Source organism: Pseudomonas sp. B22(2017) (assembly GCF_002113105.1).
Lineage (GTDB): Bacteria > Pseudomonadota > Gammaproteobacteria > Pseudomonadales > Pseudomonadaceae > Aquipseudomonas > Aquipseudomonas asiatica.
The window spans coordinates 19,141-38,541 of the sequence record NZ_NEJN01000010.1; the positions used below are offsets into that span (position 1 = coordinate 19,141).

Annotated in this window: 16 protein-coding genes and 1 pseudogene; 7 read left to right on the top strand and 10 right to left on the bottom strand. The window is 62.9% G+C overall.

Annotation, left to right across the window (positions count from 1 at the left end; translation table 11 throughout):
• Nucleotides 1-107: 107 nt before the first annotated feature.
• From CAG18_RS19070 to CAG18_RS19090, 5 genes are all read left to right on the top strand, one after another.
• A complete protein-coding gene (locus CAG18_RS19070; RefSeq protein ID WP_015268494.1) occupies nucleotides 108-1,130 on the top strand; it encodes a DUF5924 family protein in 1,023 nt (340 codons plus the stop codon).
• Nucleotides 1,131-1,246: 116 nt separating this feature from the next.
• Nucleotides 1,247-2,380, top strand: a complete 1,134-nt coding sequence (locus CAG18_RS19075; protein WP_085721372.1) for an ABC transporter permease — start codon at nucleotides 1,247-1,249, stop codon at nucleotides 2,378-2,380.
• On the top strand, nucleotides 2,377-3,168 hold the full coding sequence (locus CAG18_RS19080) for an ABC transporter ATP-binding protein (RefSeq protein ID WP_085721373.1): 792 nt from the start codon (nucleotides 2,377-2,379) through the stop codon (nucleotides 3,166-3,168). The genes CAG18_RS19075 and CAG18_RS19080 overlap by 4 nt, the downstream gene beginning before the upstream one ends.
• A 3-nt stretch (nucleotides 3,169-3,171) precedes the next feature.
• Nucleotides 3,172-4,110: an MlaD family protein gene (locus CAG18_RS19085; RefSeq protein WP_061305085.1), complete on the top strand. Its 939-nt coding sequence runs from the start codon at nucleotides 3,172-3,174 to the stop codon at nucleotides 4,108-4,110.
• Nucleotides 4,107-4,733, top strand: coding sequence for an ABC-type transport auxiliary lipoprotein family protein (locus tag CAG18_RS19090; RefSeq protein WP_015268490.1), 627 nt, complete (start codon nucleotides 4,107-4,109; stop codon nucleotides 4,731-4,733). The genes CAG18_RS19085 and CAG18_RS19090 overlap by 4 nt, the downstream gene beginning before the upstream one ends.
• Before the next feature lie 342 nt (nucleotides 4,734-5,075).
• Here the strand turns inward: CAG18_RS19090 and CAG18_RS19095 are convergent, their stop codons facing one another.
• From CAG18_RS19095 to CAG18_RS19120, 6 genes are all read right to left on the bottom strand, one after another.
• Complete coding sequence (locus tag CAG18_RS19095) at nucleotides 5,076-6,305, bottom strand: nucleoside recognition domain-containing protein (RefSeq protein ID WP_015268489.1); 1,230 nt, start codon at nucleotides 6,303-6,305, stop codon at nucleotides 5,076-5,078.
• Nucleotides 6,306-6,574: 269 nt separating this feature from the next.
• Nucleotides 6,575-7,903, bottom strand: a complete 1,329-nt coding sequence (gene gltP / locus CAG18_RS19100; protein WP_003256981.1) for a glutamate/aspartate:proton symporter GltP — start codon at nucleotides 7,901-7,903, stop codon at nucleotides 6,575-6,577.
• 743 nt (nucleotides 7,904-8,646) lie between these two features.
• Nucleotides 8,647-9,117 (bottom strand): inhibitor of vertebrate lysozyme family protein, encoded by a 471-nt coding sequence (locus CAG18_RS19105; protein WP_015268488.1) that lies wholly within the window; start codon nucleotides 9,115-9,117, stop codon nucleotides 8,647-8,649.
• Between the two features lie 2 nt (nucleotides 9,118-9,119).
• Nucleotides 9,120-9,281, bottom strand: coding sequence for a DUF1328 domain-containing protein (locus tag CAG18_RS19110; protein WP_003252966.1), 162 nt, complete (start codon nucleotides 9,279-9,281; stop codon nucleotides 9,120-9,122).
• A gap of 41 nt (nucleotides 9,282-9,322) precedes the next feature.
• Entirely contained in the window at nucleotides 9,323-9,613 is a 291-nt protein-coding gene (locus tag CAG18_RS19115) for a hypothetical protein (RefSeq protein WP_015268487.1), read from the bottom strand.
• Nucleotides 9,614-9,787: 174 nt separating this feature from the next.
• Nucleotides 9,788-10,609: a BON domain-containing protein gene (locus tag CAG18_RS19120; protein ID WP_015268486.1), complete on the bottom strand. Its 822-nt coding sequence runs from the start codon at nucleotides 10,607-10,609 to the stop codon at nucleotides 9,788-9,790.
• Nucleotides 10,610-10,820: 211 nt separating this feature from the next.
• On the opposite strand from CAG18_RS19120, the gene algB reads away from it, so the two are divergent.
• Nucleotides 10,821-12,167 (top strand): sigma-54-dependent response regulator transcription factor AlgB, encoded by a 1,347-nt coding sequence (gene algB / locus CAG18_RS19125; RefSeq protein WP_015268485.1) that lies wholly within the window; start codon nucleotides 10,821-10,823, stop codon nucleotides 12,165-12,167.
• Nucleotides 12,164-13,945, top strand: coding sequence for a KinB sensor domain-containing domain (locus tag CAG18_RS19130; protein WP_015268484.1), 1,782 nt, complete (start codon nucleotides 12,164-12,166; stop codon nucleotides 13,943-13,945). Before algB ends, CAG18_RS19130 begins: the two co-directional genes overlap by 4 nt.
• A gap of 40 nt (nucleotides 13,946-13,985) precedes the next feature.
• Here CAG18_RS19130 and CAG18_RS19135 read toward each other — a convergent pair whose 3' ends face one another.
• From CAG18_RS19135 to CAG18_RS19150, 4 genes and pseudogenes are all read right to left on the bottom strand, one after another.
• Entirely contained in the window at nucleotides 13,986-15,590 is a 1,605-nt protein-coding gene (locus tag CAG18_RS19135; RefSeq protein WP_015268483.1) for an EAL domain-containing protein, read from the bottom strand.
• Nucleotides 15,591-15,712: 122 nt separating this feature from the next.
• Nucleotides 15,713-16,501 (bottom strand): N-acetylmuramoyl-L-alanine amidase, encoded by a 789-nt coding sequence (locus CAG18_RS19140; RefSeq protein WP_013970322.1) that lies wholly within the window; start codon nucleotides 16,499-16,501, stop codon nucleotides 15,713-15,715.
• An 80-nt stretch (nucleotides 16,502-16,581) separates the two neighbouring features.
• Complete coding sequence (locus CAG18_RS19145; protein WP_015268482.1) at nucleotides 16,582-18,525, bottom strand: GGDEF domain-containing protein; 1,944 nt, start codon at nucleotides 18,523-18,525, stop codon at nucleotides 16,582-16,584.
• A gap of 27 nt (nucleotides 18,526-18,552) precedes the next feature.
• Nucleotides 18,553-19,385, bottom strand: a pseudogene (locus tag CAG18_RS19150) (endonuclease/exonuclease/phosphatase family protein).
• Between the last annotated feature and the right edge of the window lie 16 nt (nucleotides 19,386-19,401).

The following is a 19,401-nucleotide window of genomic DNA, read 5'->3' on the forward strand; positions in this document are numbered from 1 at the left end:
TGCCAGTACCGGCCCCTTCGCGGGTATCGCAACGCGGTCCCTGTGGGAGCGGGTTCACCCGCGAAGAAGCCGGCACAGCCACCATATCCTTTCTGTTGTAGCCCCCAATGCCCCAAATCCCCCACATCGTCCAGCGCATCATCGAACTGCTCAAACGCTACCCCGGCATCATCGCGCTCGGCGGTTTCCTCTCCGGCATCGGCAGTTTCATCCTGGTCGACCGTCAGGCTGGCCTTGCCAGCTGGGTAGCTGTGCTCATGCTGGTCAGCTGGCTCTGGCTGATGCTGGAAAACACCCTCACCGGCCTGTTCGCGCGCACCTTCAACCGCGAAATACCGCAGCCATTGCTGCGCTACGCGACACAGATGATCCACCAGGAATCGCTGTTCTTCGTGCTGCCATTCTTCTTCATCACCACCACCTGGAACAGCGGCCAGTTGGTGTTCACCGGCCTGCTTGGTGCCGCCGGGCTGATTTCGATCATCGATCCGCTGTACTACAAGTGGCTGGCACCGAGGCGCTGGCTGTTCCTGGCGCTGCATACCCTGACCCTCTTCGCCGCCCTGCTGACCGCGCTGCCGATCATCCTGCACCTGACCACCGCGCAAAGCTTCAAGCTGGCCCTGATCGCAGCCATGGCCCTGTCGTTTCCCAGCCTTGCCAGCAGCTTCCCGATCAACAACTGGCGCCGTGCCGTGGCCCTGGTGCTGGTCACCCTGTCGGTTGGCGGCGGGGGCTGGCTTCTGCGCTCCTGGGTGCCACCAGCAACCTTGTGGATGACCGAAGTGGCGGTCAGTACCGAAGTGCTGAACCGCCAGCCGGGCGATTCGCTGCACGAAATTGCCGCCAGCCGCATCCGTAGCAGCGGCCTGTATGCCTACACCGCGATCAACGCGCCACGCGGCCTGAACGAGCGGATCTATCACGTGTGGCAAAAGGACGGCCAGGAAGTTGATCGCATTGCCCTGGACATCCATGGCGGGCGCAAGGAAGGCTACCGGGCCTGGACCCACAAGCAGAACTTCCCGCCGAACCCGGTGGGCAAGTGGCAGGTGAGGGTACTGACAGAGGATGGGCAGGTCATCGGTGTGCTGCGCTTCAAGGTGGTCGATGACGCGCCCGCAGGGTGAGTGTAAGGGGGCCCCTTTGCGGCCCCCAAGGTCCGTGAAGACAGCACATAATCACCAAACAGCCCATGCCCGCTGCGCTATGATCAGGCCCTAAGCCTTAGCGCCGAGTCAGTAGCATGGAGCCGATGACCACCCCCAGCGCCACCCTGGACACCAGTAGCCAACCGGCTTGCCTGCGCATTACCGGTGACTGGACCCTGGCGCACTACGCCAGCCTCAAGCGTGAGAGCGAGCGCCTGCGGGCGCAATATGCTGCCGATACCGTCGCCGACCTTAGCCAACTGGGACGCCTGGATACCGCCGGTGCCTCGCTGCTGGCCGAACTGCTCGGCTCCGAACGCCTGTCCCGCTGCACCGATGGCCTGCCCGAAGCCAGCCGCGCCCTGCTCAAGAATGTCTACTGCTCGGTGCAGGACTACTGCATTCCGGTCAAGGAACCCGAGCGTAACGTGCTGCTGTTGCTGCTAGAGCGCATCGGCTGCGCCGTTGGCACCTTGTGGCAAGACACCCTGCAGGTGCTCGGCTTCGTTGGCCTGATCCTCGAAACCCTGCTGCGCCGTGCCCTGCAACCCCATCGCTGGCGCTTTACCCCGGTCGTGGCGCACATCGAACAGACCGGTCTGGACGCCGCGCCGATCGTCGCCCTGCTGACCTTCCTGGTGGGCGCGGTGGTGGCCTTCCTCGGCGCCACGGTGCTGGCCGATTTCGGCGCGACCATCTTCACCGTCGACCTGGTGGCATTCTCGTTCCTGCGAGAGTTCGCCGTGCTGCTGACCGCCATCCTCATGGCCGGCCGCACCGCCAGCGCGTTCACCGCGCAGATCGGCTCGATGAAGGCCAACGAGGAAATCGACGCCATCCGCACCCTGGGCCTGAACCCCATGGAGCTGCTGGTGGTGCCGCGCGTACTGGCGCTGTTGATTTCGCTGCCCTTGCTGACCTTCATCGCGATGATCTGCGGCATCGTCGGCGGCGCGGTGGTGTGCGCGCTGACACTGGACATCTCGCCAGCCATGTTCCTGTCGCTGCTGCAAAGCGACATCGGCGTGCAGCACTTCCTGGTCGGCCTGGCAAAAGCACCGTTCTTCGCCTTCCTGATCGCCGCCATCGGCTGCCTGGAAGGCTTCAAGGTCAGCGGCAGCGCCGAATCGGTGGGCGCGCACACCACCTCGGCGGTCGTGCAGTCGATATTCGTGGTCATCGTGCTGGATGCGGTGGCTGCGCTGTTCTTCATGGAGATGGGCTGGTGAATGGCCAGGAACGTGTGATCGAGGCCCGCGGCATCTGTAACCGCTTCGGCCGTCAAAGCGTGCACGAAAACCTCGACCTCGACCTGTATCGCGGCGAGATACTCGCCGTGGTCGGCGGTTCGGGCAGCGGCAAGTCGGTGCTGCTACGCAGCATCGTTGGCCTGCGGCGGCCCGACGAAGGGCAGATCAAGGTGTTCGGCCAGGACTTGGCCGGCCTGCGCGAAGAGCAGCGCTCACTGGTCGAACGGCGCTTCGGCGTGCTGTTTCAGAAGGGCGCGCTGTTCTCTTCGCTGACCGTCACCGAAAACGTGGCATTGCCGCTGATCGAGCACGCCGGGCTGTCCCGCGCCGATGCCGAGCACCTGGCCGGGGTGAAACTGGCCTTGGCCGGGCTGCCAATCTCGGCCGCCGACAAATACCCGGCCTCGCTGTCCGGGGGCATGATCAAGCGCGCCGCGCTGGCCCGGGCACTGGCACTGGACCCTGACATCCTGTTCCTCGACGAACCCACCGCCGGCCTGGACCCGATCGGTGCCGCCACCTTCGACCAGTTGATCCTTACCCTGCGTGACGCCCTGGGCCTGTCGGTGTTCCTCATCACCCACGACCTCGACACCCTGTACACCATTACCGACCGCATCGCCGTGCTGTCGCAGAAGAAGGTCCTGGTGGCCGGCCCGCTGGCCGAGGTCGAGCAGACCAACGACGCCTGGATTCAAGAATACTTTCATGGCCCACGCGGGCGCGCGGCCGAGCAGGCCGCCACCCGTGCCGGGCAGGAGCGCTGAGCAATGGAAACCCGAGCCCATCATGTTCTTATCGGCCTGGTCACCGTCCTGGTGGTGGCCGGCGCCATGCTGTTCGGCCTGTGGCTGGCCAAGTCGAGTGTCGACGACGCCTTCAAGGACTACGAAGTGGTGTTCAACGAAGCCGTCTCCGGCCTGTCCCGCGGCAGCCCGGTGCAGTACAACGGCATCAAGGTAGGCGATGTGTCCACCCTGCGCCTGGACCCGAAAGACCCGCGCCGGGTACTGGCACGGGTGCGCCTGAGCGCCGACACCCCGGTGAAGGAAGACACCCAGGCCAAGCTCACCCTGGCCGGCGTGACCGGCAACTCGTTCATCCAGCTCAGCGGGGGCACCCCGCAAAGCCCCGAGTTGAAAGGCAAGGACGGCAAGCTGCCGGTGATCATCGCATCGCCCTCGCCAATCTCGCGCCTGCTCAATGACAGCAGCGACCTGGTGACCAACATCAACCTGCTGCTGCATAACGCCAACCAGATGTTTTCCGAGGACAACATCGGCCACCTCAGCAACACCCTGTCCAACCTCGACAAGACCACCGGCGCCTTCGCTGGCCAGCACGGCAGCATCACCCAGGCCATCGAGCAACTGGTGCAGGTGGGCAAGCAGGCCAGCGCCACCCTGGCCGAAACCCAGGCACTGATGCGCAATGCCAACGGCCTGCTGGGCAGCGAAGGCAAGCAGGCAATCGGCAGCGCCGAGCAGGCCATGCAGTCACTGGCCGAGAGCACCGCCACCATCAACCGCCTGCTCGAGGACAACCGCGAAGCCATCGGCGACGGTGCCCAGGGCCTGAACCAGCTGAACCCGGCGATTCGCGAGCTACGCGAAACCCTAAACGCACTCAAAGGCATTTCCCGGCAACTGGAGGCCGACCCTAGCGGCTACCTGCTCGGCCGCGACAACAACAAGGAGTTCCAACCATGAAACCGTCGCCGCGCCCGTTGGCCCTGGCGGCCGCACTGAGCCTGGCCAGCGCCTGCTCGATCCTGCCGCAGAGCGAGCCCGTCGACCTGTACCGTCTGCCGGTGAACCAGCCCGGCCGGACGGCACCGGCGCTGGACTGGTCATTGCGCCTGAACAAGCCGCTGGCCAGCGAAGTGCTGGCCGGGCCACGGATTGCAGTGATTCCCCAGGGCGATGTGGTCAGCAGCTACAAGGGCGCGCGCTGGAGCGACGCAGTGCCGGTGCTGCTGCGCAACCGCCTGCTCGACGGTTTCCAGCGTGACGGCCAGGTACAACGCCTTAGCGCCGACGACAGCAACCTGCAGGCCGACTACGAGCTGGCTGGCGAGCTGCAGGCGTTCCAGACCGAATACCGCGCGGGCGGGGCGGTGGAGGTGGTGATCCGCTATGACGCACGCCTGGTCCAAGGCCGCAACCAGCGCATTCTGGCCAGCAAACGCTTCGAAATCCGCCAGCCGCTGGCCGACAAGCAGGTGTCAGCGGTGGTTGCCGGCTTCGGGAAGGCCTGCGACCAGCTGACCGGGCAGGTGGTGAGTTGGACCATTGCACAGGCAGGTAGTACACAACCACCATCAGTCCGTTGAGTCAGGCCCGGTTCTATCTCCTGTCAGGGCCTCATCGCCGGCAAGCCAGCTCTCATAGAACAACACATGACTCATTGGTTCGGCGAGGTTCTGTAGGAGCAGCCTTGTGCTGCGAAGAGGCCGGTACTGACAAAGCCTTTCTATCGATTGTACCGGCCTCTTCGCAGCACAAGGCTGCTCCTACAAAGGCCGCGTCAGACGAGCGATATTTGTTCTCTGCGCGACAGCGCAGCCCAAAAGGGCTGGGTAATCTCCCACAGGTACTTCGCATGCCTTGAAGTCTGTGAGGTCAAGGTGGGAGCTGGCTTGCCGGCGATGGGCCGCAAAGCGGCCCCAAAAAGGTCAGGCGAAAAACCAGTAACAGACGAAGATCGCCGCGATCACACCGGAAAACTCCGCCAGCAAGGCGCAGCCGACGGCATGGCGCACGCGCTGGATACCCACCGCACCAAAGTAAACCGCCAGCACGTAGAAGGTGGTTTCGGTACTCCCCTGAATCGTCGCTGCCACCAGCGCCGGGAAGCTGTCCACACCGTGGGTCTGCATGGTCTCGATCAGCATCGCCCGCGCCGCACTGCCGGAGAACGGTTTGACCAGCGCCGTGGGCAAGCCCTCGACGAAGCGGGTGTCCAGGCCCAGCCCAGTCACCGCATGACGAATACCGTCCAAAGCCAGCTCCAGGGCGCCTGAGGCCCGCAATACACCCACCGCCACCAGCATCGCCACCAGGTAAGGCAACAGGCCCTTGGCCACATCGAAACCTTCCTTGGCGCCTTCGACAAAGGCTTCATACACCTTGACCCGCTTCAAGGCGCCGATCACCAGGAACAGGGTGATCACGCCAAACAACGTGAGGTTGCCCAGGATCGACGACAGGCTGGCCAGCGCGGCCGCCGAAAGGGTGCCGAGAAAGGCCATGAAGCCGCCCAGCAGCAAGGCACCGGGAATCAGGTAGGCAAGCACTACCGGGTCCCACAGGCGCAGGCGCTGCATCACTGCCACCGACAGCAGGCCGACCAAGGTGGAGACGCTGGTGGCCAGCAGGATTGGCAGGAACACCATGGTCGGGTCCGCCGCACCTTGCTGGGCCCGATACATGAAGATGGTCACAGGCAGCAGGGTCAACGACGATGCGTTGAGCACCAGGAACAGGATCTGCGCGTTGCTCGCCGTGGTACTGCTGGGGTTCAACTCCTGCAGCGCGCGCATGGCCTTCAGGCCGATCGGCGTGGCGGCGTTGTCCAGCCCCAGGCCGTTGGCGGCGAAGTTCATGGTGATCAGGCCCAGGGCCGGGTGGCCGGGCGGAACTTCCGGCATCAGCCGGGCAAACAGCGGGCCGAGCACCTTGGCCAGCCACTCGACGATGCCAGCCTTCTCGGCGATCTTGAGAAAGCCCAGCCACAGGGTCAGCGTGCCGAACAGCAGCACCATCACCTCGACCGACAGCTTGGCCATGGCAAAGATGCTCTCGACCATCGCCGCGAAGATGCCGGCGTTGCCGCCTACCAGCCATTGGGCCAGGGCGGACACTGCCGCCACCAGGAAAAAGCCAAGCCAAAGGCCGTTGAGCATCCGTGTGTTCCCCCTGAAAAATGCCCGAATGATAGCGTATCGGGGCCTGTGACTGGCGATCGCGATCCTTTGTAGGAGCGGCCTTGTGTCGCGAAAGGGGTGCGCAGCGCCCCCCAAGATTTCAGCTCCGCTGCACAAATTGCCGGGGCCGCTCTGCGGCCCTTTCGCGACACAAGGCCGCTCCTACAAGGGTTCGCAATTGGCTCCCAAGATCTCACAGGCAACAAAAAGCCCCGACAGGTCGGGGCTTCTTGTTCAGCTCATCAGGCTCAGCGCTTGGCAGCTTCGCCAACCATGGCCGCTTCCTGTTTGCCGGCCATCAGCGAGGCGTAGTACTTCTCGCCCTTGGCGGCGTCGTACATGCCTTCCCAGCGAGCGATGACCAGGGCTGCCAGGGCGTTGCCCACAACGTTCAAGGCGGTACGGGCCATGTCCATGATGCGGTCGACACCGGCGATGAAGGCCAGGCCTTCCAGCGGGATACCCACGCTGCCCAGGGTGGCCAGCAGCACCACGAAAGAAACACCCGGTACGCCAGCGATACCCTTGGAGGTGACCATCAGGGTCAGCACCAGCAGCAGCTGCTGGCTCCACGACAGATCGATACCGTACAGCTGGGCAATGAAGATGGCCGCGATGCTCTGGTACAGGGTCGAGCCGTCGAGGTTGAACGAGTAGCCGGTCGGTACCACAAACGAGCAGATCGACTTCGGCGCACCGTACTTCTCCATCTTCTCGATCACGCGCGGCAGCACGGTTTCCGAGCTGGAGGTGGAGTAAGCGAGAATCAGCTCATCTTTCATGATGCGCATGATCTTGATCACCGAGAAGCCGAACAGGCGGGCAACCAGGCCCAGCACCATGAAGGCGAAGAAGGCGATGGCGAAGTACACCAGTACCACCAGCTTGGCCAGCGGCAGCAGCGAGCTGAACCCGAAGTTGGCCACGGTCACGGCGATCAGGGCGAACACGCCGATAGGGGCGTAGTTCATGATCATGTGGGTGACCTTGAACATGGTCTCGGAAACCGCCTGGAAAGTACGCACCAGCGGGTCGCGCAGCTCTGCCTGCAGGCTCGACAGACCCAGGCCGAACATCACCGAGAAGAAGATGATCGGCAGCATTTCGCCACGCATCAGCGCTGCGAAGATGTTCGACGGGATCAGGTTCAGCAGGGTTTCGATGAACGCATGCTCATGCTGCACCTCGGCCGCGGTAGCCTGGTACTTGGAGATGTCCACTGTACCCAGGGTGCTCATGTCGATGCCGGCGCCCGGGTGGAACAGGTTGGCCAACACCAGGCCGACGACGATGGCGATGGTGGTCACCACTTCGAAGTAGATGATGGTCTTCAGGCCGATGCTGCCCAGTTTCTTCGCGTCGCCAACCCCGGCGATACCCACGATCAGCGACGAAATCACGATCGGGACGACGATCATCTTGATCAGGCGAATGAAGATGTCACCAGCGGGCTGGAGGACGTTGCTGATCCACCATGCCTTTTCTGCACTGAAATGATTCAGTAGAGCGCCGATTGCAACACCCAGGACCAGACCGATGACGATCTGCCAGGCGAGGCTCAGTTTTGCCTTCTTCATGTCTTTACCCTTTGTTCTAGTGGTCATGGGCACCCAACGGAAACGCGCGTAACAGAGCCGTTGGCTAGGTCACGGGCAGCAGCTGCTTCCGTCCGGCGACTTCATGTAAGGACACCGCAGGCGAGCGACAGGGCGCTCGGCCGGCGAAAAAGGCGGCAACTATTGCGATGGCAAAGGGGGAAATCTAATGCCTGAAGCGCATGGCCCATGCCGTTTATGCATAACGTTTCTGACCACAACGAGAGGTTCGCAAGTGCTTGATTTACAACGTTCGGAATCCCGAACAAGACCAAACCGCCATATTTAGGCAGATTTGGCAGGGTAAAAAGAACAGGGGCGATGGCTTGTTCGACAATCCGAATGGCCGAAATGCCACTTGAACAAGCGCCGAGCTGATCGAAAAAAATTGATGTGCGGTCGAGACAAAATGTGTCTCGAAGAGGAAATCGCGCAGGGAAGAGACGTTTCCTACATGGCTCCTCGGAAGTCAGGTCTGGTCAGATGCCCCTATGGCACCGCCGACCTGAAACTTCCGATTCCGCCGTTCCTGACCCGGCCCATGGCTGGAGGCACTCCCTGTACCCCTAGGCCACTCCGATCCTGCAACAATCAGAACAGCCCGGCCCCTTGGTCATGTGCAGCCCCTCCTCGGGGCGGCGCATCATAGAAGGCTGAAATATAGACAGGTTCAGCTTCTATTACGTGACAGTGCATGACCTTTCATCCGTACCGGCTACAAACGCTCAGTACCAGTTCGGGTCACGCTTGAGCTGCTCCTGCAGCATTGCCTTCATGCCGTCATCCGGCTCACCCAGCCAGCGGTACTGCGCGTGGCGGGTGGGCGACTTGTCGTTCGGCAGACCTTCGGGCACCTCCACGAGCATCCCGTAGGCATCATCCTTGTCCCAGCTGAACGCCACGATCAGGCGCTTGTAGGTGCAGTTGTCCTGGCCTTCGCACAACGGGCCGACCAGGTACTTGTCGCCGTCTTCGGTGACGGCAGACATCTGCTGCTGGGAACTGCCGGTCAGATTGACCACCCAGTCAGGCAGGCGTTCCTCGCCTTTGATCGTGTCCTGCCAGGTTCCCCTGTACTCCGGGTCCGAGCCGAGCAACTGGTCGACCCGGACCTGGCCGTCATTGGCCGCCATCGCCGCCGCACTGCCACCCAGTAACAGGGCGGCAGCCAGGGCTGTCCAACGCTTCCTGCCCATCTTCAACCTCGTCCACGTCCAAAGAAGAAGGAGGCTACGAACAGCACCAGGAAGACAATGAACAGAATCTTCGCGATACCCGTGGCAGCGCCCGCGATACCACCGAAGCCCAGTACGGCGGCGACAATGGCGATGATGAGGAAAGTGATAGCCCAACTCAGCATGGTGGTTCTCCTTTCTTTTTCGGAATCGGTTCAACCGGCGGTCAGAACACCCAGCGGTCCTGGGGTACGACATTTTCCAAGGTGCCCGGTGACGCACTGGCCTGGCCGGTTGGCAGCGGGTCGGCGGCCTTGACCAGGGTGTTGGCACGGGTTGCCTGAATGTGCGTCAACAGGGCGGTCTGCGCCGCCACTTGCTCGGCCAGGCGCGCGGTCTGCCAGCTGTAATAGAAGAGGCCAGCGGCCAAAGTCAGTACCAGCGCCAGGCCGAGTGACAACACCTGGCGCAGGGGCAGTGCGGCGCTCTGCAAGCGGTTGACGGATTGGCAGTTCATGCCGGCTCCTCCTGCTGTAATTCTTGTTCAAACCTGAATAAGTAATTGCAGCCTGCATGCCAGCCTTTTGAATCAAATAAAATCCTTTCAAATCAAGTAGTTACACATAAAGGCGATAATCGACAGGGACGTATCCTGCACGATGCCTTCCGTGGGGTCGTGCGAATTGCACGATCAACCTTCGATCTTGGTCGCCACCTTGAGCAGGTCGGCATCCACCCCGCGCACGCCGATGATCTGCCTAGCGATTTCCACGGCGATGGTTTTTTGCTCGCTGCTGACCACTTCGCCTGAAAGCCGAACCAGCCCCTCTTCGCTGGCCACTTTCAGGTTCAGGCCATCGAGGTTGCGGCTGAAGCGGTAGCTGTTCTGGATCTTGTCGATGATCCAGCTATCACTCGGCTGCGGCCCGGTCGGCAGCCCAACCGGAGCTTCCCGGGCCTTGGCCATGGCGGCGGTATCGAGGCTGACCAGGTTGTTGACCAGGTGTACGCCCTCGGTGGTGCGCGCCACCACGCCGGCCAGCTCCTTGGCCTCGGCACTGTCGACCTTGCCGCGCAGGGTCACCACACCTTCGCTGCTCTGTACATCTATAGGTGCCTTCTCGGTTATGCGGCTCCATAGCAGCCGAGCACGGATCACGGCGGCCAGGGTGGCATCCTCCAGGCGCTGGGCGTAGGCACGCAACGCCAGCGGGCGCTCCACCAGCTGGGCATTGACCCGCAGTTGGTTGTCAACCTGCTCGATGCCACGGGTAGCCAGAGCCACATGCTCTGCCAGCTGGCGCTCGACGTCGTTCTCCACCTCACCGGAAAGCCGCGCCTGCTTGCCATCCACCTCGACCTGAATACGGAACGGGTCGAGCATGCGGTTCAGCGACAGGGCAGTTTGCAGGGCCCCCTCCAGGCGGGCGTCTTGCACCGGATCGGCGAATACCGGCGTGAACACCGGTAGCAGTGTGGCTGCCAACATGGCGGCTCGGATGGAAAAGCGCATGGCAGTGCCTCCTTTTGTAGGCAAAAACTGAAAATCCTCGCAACCAATGTGCCACCGTGCGCCTCTAAGAAAATCATCTGGATAACGCGGCCTCCACGCGCTGATTGGCCAGTGGCTAGCATGCATAGGACAGGTTCCTTCACAATGGACCATGCAACTTGCCCGATTTTTCCCACACTAAATGAAGATCTTTCCTAAAGGAGCGCAGCACATGGAGTCAGCCCAGGACAACCAAGGCCGCATTCTGCTGGTGGATGACGAGTCCGCGATCCTGCGCACCTTCCGCTACTGCCTGGAGGACGAGGGCTACAATGTGGCAACGGCCAACAGCGCCGCCCAGGCCGAAGCCTTGCTGCAGCGCCAAGTATTCGACCTGTGCTTCCTCGATTTGCGCCTGGGCGAGGACAACGGCCTCGATGTGCTGGCGCAGATGCGTATCCAGGCCCCCTGGATGCGGGTGGTGATCGTCACCGCGCACTCAGCGATCGATACGGCGGTAGACGCGATCCAGGCCGGCGCCGCCGATTACCTGGTAAAGCCGTGCAGCCCCGACCAGCTGCGCCTGGCTACCGCCAAACAGTTGGAAGTGCGCCAGCTTTCCGCGCGACTGGAGGCCCTGGAAGGTGAAGTGCGCAAACCCAAGGACGGCCTCGACTCGCACAGCCCGGCCATGATGGCGGTACTGGAAACCGCCCGCCAGGTCGCTACCACCGACGCCAACATCCTCATCCTTGGCGAGTCGGGCACAGGTAAAGGTGAACTGGCCCGGGCCATCCACGGCTGGAGCAAGCGCGCGCGCAAATCCTGCGTGACCATCAACTGCCCGTCACTGAACGCCGAGCTGATGGAAAGCGAGTTGTTCGGCCACACCCGCGGCGCCTTCACCGGCGCCAGCGAAAGCACCCTGGGGCGAGTCAACCAGGCAGATGGGGGCACGCTGTTCCTCGACGAGATCGGCGATTTCCCGCTGACCTTGCAGCCCAAACTGCTGCGTTTCATCCAGGACAAGGAATACGAGCGCGTCGGCGACCCGGTCACCCGTCGCGCCGATGTGCGTATCCTCGCCGCCACCAACCTCAACCTCGAAGAGATGGTGCGTGAGAGCCGTTTCCGCGAAGACCTGCTGTATCGCCTGAACGTCATCACTTTGCACCTGCCGCCGCTGCGCGAGCGCAGTGAAGACATCCTGACCTTGGCCGACCGCTTTCTCGCCCGCTTCGTCAAGGAATACTCTCGGCCTGCGCGCGGCTTCAGTGATGAAGCCCGCACAGCCCTGCTCAACTACCGCTGGCCCGGCAACATTCGCGAACTGCGTAACGTGGTGGAGCGGGCCAGTATCATCTGCCCGCAGGAACGCGTGGAAATCAGCCACCTGGGCATGGGCGAGCAGCCTGCTGGTAACGCCCCTCGCATAGGCGCCGCGCTGAGCCTTGATGAGCTGGAGCGCGCCCACATTGGCGCGGTGCTGGCCGCCAGTGACACCCTTGACCAGGCCGCCAAGACCCTGGGGATCGATGCATCCACCCTGTACCGCAAGCGCAAGCAGTACAACCTATGAAATGGCCGCCCATGAAGCTGCGCACGCGGCTTTTCCTCAGCATTTCGGCGCTGGTCACCGTGGCCCTGCTCGGGCTGCTGCTGGGCCTGGTCAGCGTGCTGCAAATGGCCACGGTGCAGCAGCGACTGGTGCGCGATACTACCCACACCTTGGAAATAGGGCTGAAGCTGCGCCAGAACCTTGGCGAACAGTTGACTCTGATCCTCGATGACGAGACCGCCCCGGAAAACCTGCGGCTGCTGCAAGACAACTTCCAGACCCTGCTGAACCAAGGCCTGGACCAAGGTGGCGAGCGCACCGGCTTCAGCAAGGCCAGCAGCAATTACCAGGCCTTCCTCCAGGCCTACCGCGACAGCCCGGCGCCCTCCCGCAGCATGGGCGTTGACCAACCACTCGGGGCCGCGTTCAACCAGGTCCGCACCGATCTGATCGATTCCCACAAGCAGGCCTTGGAGCACATCACCCGCAGCGAGGAACACACCCGCGCCCACGCCCTCCTGGTCAGCGGCGTACTCGGCCTGATGGGTTTGGTGGTACTGGTACTGGGCTTCATCACTGCGCACAACATCGCCCGGCGCTTCGGTCAGCCGATCGAAGCATTGGCTAAAGCGGCCGACCAACTCGGCAAGGGCGATTTCGACGTCACCCTGCCGGTCACACAGGCCACCGAACTGAACCAGCTCACCCGCCGCTTCGGCCTGATGGCCGATGCCTTGCGCAAGCACCAGGCCACCAACGTCGATGAACTGCTGGCTGGCCAGCAACGCTTGCAGGCCGTGCTGGACAGCATCGACGATGGCCTGCTGATCATTGATCGCCAGGGCCGCCTGGAACACCTCAACCCGGTGGCGCAGCGCCAGCTGGGCTGGACCGACAGCCGCGCCGGCAGCAGCCTGGCCGAAGCCCTGCAGCGCCCGGAACTGGAACAGCAGCTACGGCAGGTACTGCGCGGCGGCAACCTCGACCGCCAGCCAGACGACCTGAACATGGACGTCGATGACGAAACGCGCCTGCTCGCCTACAGCCTGACCCCGGTCAGCCACCCGCAAGGGCCGATACTTGGCGCAGTGATGGTGCTGCATGATGTAACCGAGCAGCGCGCCTTCGAACGCGTGCGCAGCGAGTTCGTGCTGCGCGCTTCCCACGAGTTGCGCACCCCGGTGACTGGCATGCACATGGCCTTCGGTCTGTTGCGCGAGCGGCTCAAGTTCCCGCCAGAGGCGCGCGAGCATGACCTGCTGGAGACCATCGGCGAGGAAATGCAGCGCCTGACCCAGTTGATCAACGACCTGCTCAACTTCAGCCGCTACCAGAGCGGGATGCAGAAGCTCGAGCTGGCTCCCTGCGCCATAGACGAACTGCTGGAACGTGCACAACATCGCTTTGCCGAGCCAGCGGCGAACAAGCAGATCGAGTTGATCACGGAGCTGGAACCGCCGCTACCGCGTATCCAGGCCGATGTCGCCCAACTCGACCGGGTGCTGGACAACCTGTTGCACAATGCCATCCGCCATACCGCCAGCGGCGGTCGTATCCGCCTGCATGCACGACGGCATGCGGAGCGGGTCATCATCAGTGTCGAGGATAACGGCGAAGGCATTGCCTATGGGCAACAGGGGCGCATCTTCGAGCCCTTCGTGCAGGTAGGGCGCAAGAAAGGCGGCGCGGGGCTGGGGTTGGCGCTGTGCAAAGAGATCGTGCAGCTGCATGGCGGGCGCATGGGCGTGTTTTCCCGACCGGGGCAGGGGACCCAGTTCTACATGGCACTACCGGTCTGAATGTACCCTGCCCCCGGCCCCATCTTCGGTGCCGGATCAGTCAATGCTCAACCCGCCGCGGCAGCCGACCTCGAGTCACCAGTTCGGCAAACTGCCGGGCATTCAGTGGCCGGGCAAAAAGCCAGCCCTGGCCATAATTGACCCCTTCGCTGTTCAGCAGCACCGCTTGGTCTTCACACTCGATTCCTTCGGCAATCACCCGCAGGTGCAGGTCGTGAGCCATGCGAATGATATGCGGGGCAACACCGCTACTGGCGGCGTCGTGCCCCAAGGCATCGATAAACGCCTTGTCGATCTTCAGGCAGTCCACTGGCAGGGTTTGCAGGTACGCCAGGCTGCAATAGCCAGTCCCAAAATCGTCGATCAGCACTTGATGCCCCACTGCGCGCAGCGCCTGGAGGTTGTCGCGGGCCACAACCACATCGATCAGGCCGCGCTCGGTCACCTCGAAGGCGATCTGGCTGGCCGACACACGGTGCAAGGCCAGCAAGCGTGCCGCCACCCGCCCGATGCGCGGCACCATCACATCACAGGCCGCCAGATTCACCGAAATGTACAAGTTGGGGTGCGAGCGCAGTAGCTGCCCTAGCTGTTCCAGCACACGCTGCAGGACAAAGTCCGTGATCTGGCGAATCTGCCCGGTGTTTTCCGCCAAAGGGATGAACAGGTCCGGGCTGGTCAGGGTACCGTCCGGGCGGCGCCAGCGCACCAGAGCCTCGGCCCCGACACAGCGTCGGCTGTCGAGCTCGAAGATCGGCTGGTAGAGCACCTGCAGTTCGCCGCGACGCAAAGCATTCTGCAATTCCGAGCTCATCGACCGCCGCTGCAGGATCAGTTGCAGTACCAGCCAGCCGATGCAACAGGCCGCCAGTACACTGCCGGGGAACAGAAGCCAGAGCATGCCGTTCATCCTCAACGGCAGGCTCGCCCGCGGGGCGATCAGCACCAACTGGTAGTCCGGTGACTTGGTCGGCATTCGGTAGATCAGTCGATCGCTGAGTTCAAGCAGCGACTTGTGGCTGGTTGACCAGGCCGAAGGAGGCGGCCATACCTGCGGTGGGCCCAGCACGGGGATGGCCCGGGCACCGTTGTCCAACACCACCACCAGGCTGCCGCCCGGGGGCAAGTCGACCACATCGGTCAGGTGCCCACGAGAGGTGGATACCACGAACTTGCCCCTCCCAAGCATCAGCGCGGCCAGGTTCTCGTTCGGCTCGGTCGTGGTATTCAGCCAGTAGCTGTAGGTCGGCCCTTGAATGTCGGGGGCGCGCAGGGGTTCGAACGCCCGCTCATCACCGCGGTTTGAGCAGGCCACATCTCCATCCACGTACGCCGCTTCATAAATGAAGCGGGAACTCAGGCCTACCTGCTGCAATGCCGTCAGCATCGCCGGGCTGCAGCCGCGCAAGGGTTGCGCCTGCAGCAGGTCGACCCCTTCGCGCAACTGGCCGAACACCTGCTCGAGGCGCTCCAGAAAGCGTTCGCCCTGGGCGTTCATCTGTGCACTCTCGCTTTGCTTCATCTGTTGCAGGGCAATGCCGATGCTTGCAGAAAGCAACAGTGCCGCGCTGGCCAGTGCTGCCAACGTGGCCAGCATCCAGGGACGGTAAAAAATTTGGCGCAGCAAGGCGATGAGGGCTGACATCGAGGGCATCCAGTTGATTACTAGGTTATAGCAACTGAATCAGGAATCACCTTTGCCGTTTGGCGCTTCGCTACAAGCGCCGAAGGCCGCTCCTAAACAAGAGCCCGTCTCACCTTGGCAGATCAACGCATCCGGTTGAGCACCTGCAGCATCGCCGCCGTCTGCGCATCCGGCATGCCATCGAAGCGCTGCGGGCGGAAACGCATCTGGAAGGCGGCGATCACATGGCGGGTGGCAACATCAAGTACCCCAGTCTGCTCGATCGCATAGCCAAACCGCGCCAGCTCCTGCTGGTACCAGCCAACGCTCGGCGGGTTGACGCTGAAATAGGCTTGCTGCCGTGCCACGGCAGTTGCATCCGGCCAGACACCCAATCCGGCGTCGGCCAGGCGTTTCCACGGAAATAGCGGCCCCGGGTCAAGCTTGCGCAGCGGCGCGATATCGCTGTGGCCAATGATGTGCCGTGGCTCGATGTTGTTACGCTTGACGATGTCCTTGAGCAGCGCGATCAGCGACTGGACCTGCGCTTCGCTGTAAGGGTGCCAGACCCGCCCATTCGGCGTGTCGGTGAAGCCCGGGTTGACGATTTCGATACCGATGGACGAGGAGTTCAGCCAGGTCCGCCCCTGCCACTGGCTATCACCGGCATGCCAGGCGCGGCGGCTTTCATCCACCAGCTGGTACACCGTCGCCGGGCCGTCACCAATCAGATAGTGGCTGCTGACTTCCCCATGGGTCAGCAACGCCAGGGAACGCTCCAGCGAAGCATTGGTGTAGTGCAGGACAACGAACTGGATGCGGTTGTCCTGGTTGATCGAAGGGTGGCTACGGTCGATGCGCAGGCCGGTCGAGCAACCGGCGACAGACAACAGCAGGAAGGAAATCAGGGTTTTTTTAAGCGTGGAAAGCACGTCAGTGGCCTCAGCGTATGAGCGCTACAGTATAACGTGCTCCCCAAGGGCCGTGCTTGCCGCGAGTCAGCAGCTACCGGCTATGCCAGCTCGACACGGTTGCGTCCCGATTCCTTGGCCCGGTAAAGCGCCGCATCGGCGCGCTTGAGCACCTGATCGCCGCGCTCGCCGGGACGGAATGCACCCAGGCCGATGGACGTGGTGATCACCACCCGTTCGCCCTTGAAGTGGAACGGGCACGCCTCGACCGTGGCCCTCAGCATCTCGGCTATCTGGGCAGCGGCAGCCGGCGAGGTTTGCGGCAGCAGCAGGACAAACTCCTCGCCGCCAAACCGGGCGATGAAGTCATGGCTGCGCAGGCGCTTGCGCAACTGGTCGGCGACGATCTTCAAGACCTTGTCCCCAGCCAGGTGCCCATAGCTATCGTTGATACGCTTGAAATGGTCCAGGTCGAGGATCGCCATCGCCAGATGGCCGCCGTGTGCCTGCCATTCGAGCATTTCGCGCTCGACCCGCTCGCTCCAGGCCGCACGGTTGGGCAGGCCGGTTAGGGGATCGAGCAAGGCCTTCTGGCGCTGCTCTTCCAAGTGCTCACGGTAGCCGAGCGCCTCTTGCTCCATGTTCGCCACCCGCTCCGACAGCCCTTGCAGGCGACCAGCCAGCTCCTGTTCGCGGCGATCACGCTCATGCTTGTGCTCATCCATAGTCACCAACAGACCTTCCAGGCGGTTTTCCAGAATGTGCTTGAGGCTGTCGACGTCGGCGGCACCTTGCACACTGCTCTGCAACCCATCGACGTGCTCACGCAGCTGGGTATCCAGCTCGCGAGCGGCCGAGCTGTTGTCGGCATGGCCGGCGCTAGCCTCGTGCAGGTGGCTCTGGAAACCTTCCAGGCGTTCGTTGAGCTGCTGCAGGTAGGTTTCGAATTCGTGCTGGCCGCTGTCGGTGATCGCCAGCATGAGCACAGCCAGGTCATCCAGCACCGGTATCAGCTCATACCAGTTCAAGCCGCGGGCGACGCGTTCACGCATCTCTAGCGCCTGGGCCTTGTGTCGCTCTGGCAGGCTGAGGTCATCGAGCAAGCCGATCAGAGTGTGCTCGATGTGCTCGGCAACCTGGCTGTAGGGCGGCTCCACCGCGTAGGGCAGGGCGTAGGGGCCATCTTCGCCAAAGGTTTCTTCGAGTGTTTGCGCCGGTCCTGCTTCAACCGGCGGCTCGCTGGCGATAGCTACCGCTGCCGGTACATCGTCCGGGAGCGGCTGCGGCAGCGGGGCTGGTGACAGTTCGGCCGTTTCGATAAGCGCCGGGCCTGGTGCCTCCAGCTCGGGCTCCGATATTACGAGGGCTTCGACAACAGAAGCTGAGGAGGCTGGCAGCGGCTGTAGCGCGTCCATGTCGTCGGGCTGCGGGGCATCGACACCGGCAGGTGCCGCCAAGGGCTGCGCCTCGGCAACCGGCAGCGCCAGAGGCACAAGCGCTGGCTCGCCTTGCACACCATCCTCGCGGCTGCCGAACAAGCGCTGCAAGAAGCCGGGGCGGGCCTCCGCCGCCGATTTGCCCAAGGCTGACAGCGCGCGGCCCTGCAAGCCGCTCAACTCGCCCAGCAACGGTGGCAGGTCGCGTGACTGGGCCACTCCGCCATCGAGCTTCTTCGCCAGCTTTTTCAACGGACGCGACACATCGTTCGGCAATGGCAGGCCTTGCAGCTGGTTGACCAGCGCTGTCAGCGCATCGCTGACCTGGTTCATGCGGGCTTCCCGACGCTGTTCGGAGTCCAGTACCGCCTTCTCAAGACGAGGAATCAACCCGGCAAGGCCGGCGTCCATGTTGTCGCTGCGGATGACCTCGCGCATTTCCTTCATGCACTGGTCCACCACCTTGTCGCTGCCTTCGGCAGCCAGGGTGCTGCGTACCAAACCACGACGCAGCAGGTCGAGACGGGCGTCCCAACGGCGCTCGAGCTTTTCCTGCTGCTCGATGCTTTTCAGGTATTTTTCTTTCCAGCGCTCAGCGTCTTCAGTCATGCCCGGGTCCGCAAACGGTGATGGCAATTAGCTCAGGACCGGCAGCGTATCCACAGTCAATGCATCAGGCAATCGAATCTCTACAGCAACGGGAAGGTGGTCGGAAATTGGCTGCGCCAGCACCTCGACACGCTCCAGCGTGAGGCTTGGGCTGAGCAGGATATGGTCCAGGCAACGCTGTGGTCGCCAGCTGGGGAAAGTGGCCTCGACTTGCGGGGCTATCAGGCCCAGGTCGCGCAACGGCGAGTGCTCCAGCAGGTCGGTTGCATGGGTATTCATGTCGCCCATTAGCACCTGGTGGCGATAGCCGCCAATCAGCTCGCGGATGTAGCCCAGCTGCAGAGTGCGGGTCTTGGCGCCGAGGGCCAGGTGCATCATCACCACGATCAGCGCATCTTCACCCTCGCCAAAGCGCACCAGGATCGCACCACGCCCAGCCGGGCCGGGCAACGGGTGATCCTCCAGCAGATGCGGCTTCAGGCGGCTGAGCACCCCGTTGCTGTGCTGGGCAAAACGCCCGAGGTTGCGGTTGAGTTGCTGGTACCAGTAGGGGAAGGCACCCAGGTGGGCAAGGTGCTCGACCTGGTTGACGTAGCCCGAGCGCAGGCTGCCGCCATCGGCCTCCTGCAAGGCTACCAGGTCGAAGTCGCCCAGCAGTTGGCCAATCTTCTGCAGGTTGCCGGCACGCCCGTTGTGCGGCAGCAGGTGCTGCCAGCTGCGGGTCACGTAATGCCGGTAGCGCTCGGTGCTGATGCCCACCTGGATGTTGAAACTGAGCAGCCGCAGGCGACCATCCTCAGGCAGGCCAGGGGCCTGCAGGTGATGCTCGTTGACCTGCGGCTGGTGCAGGCCAATGCCACGCGCGGTTCTGAAGCG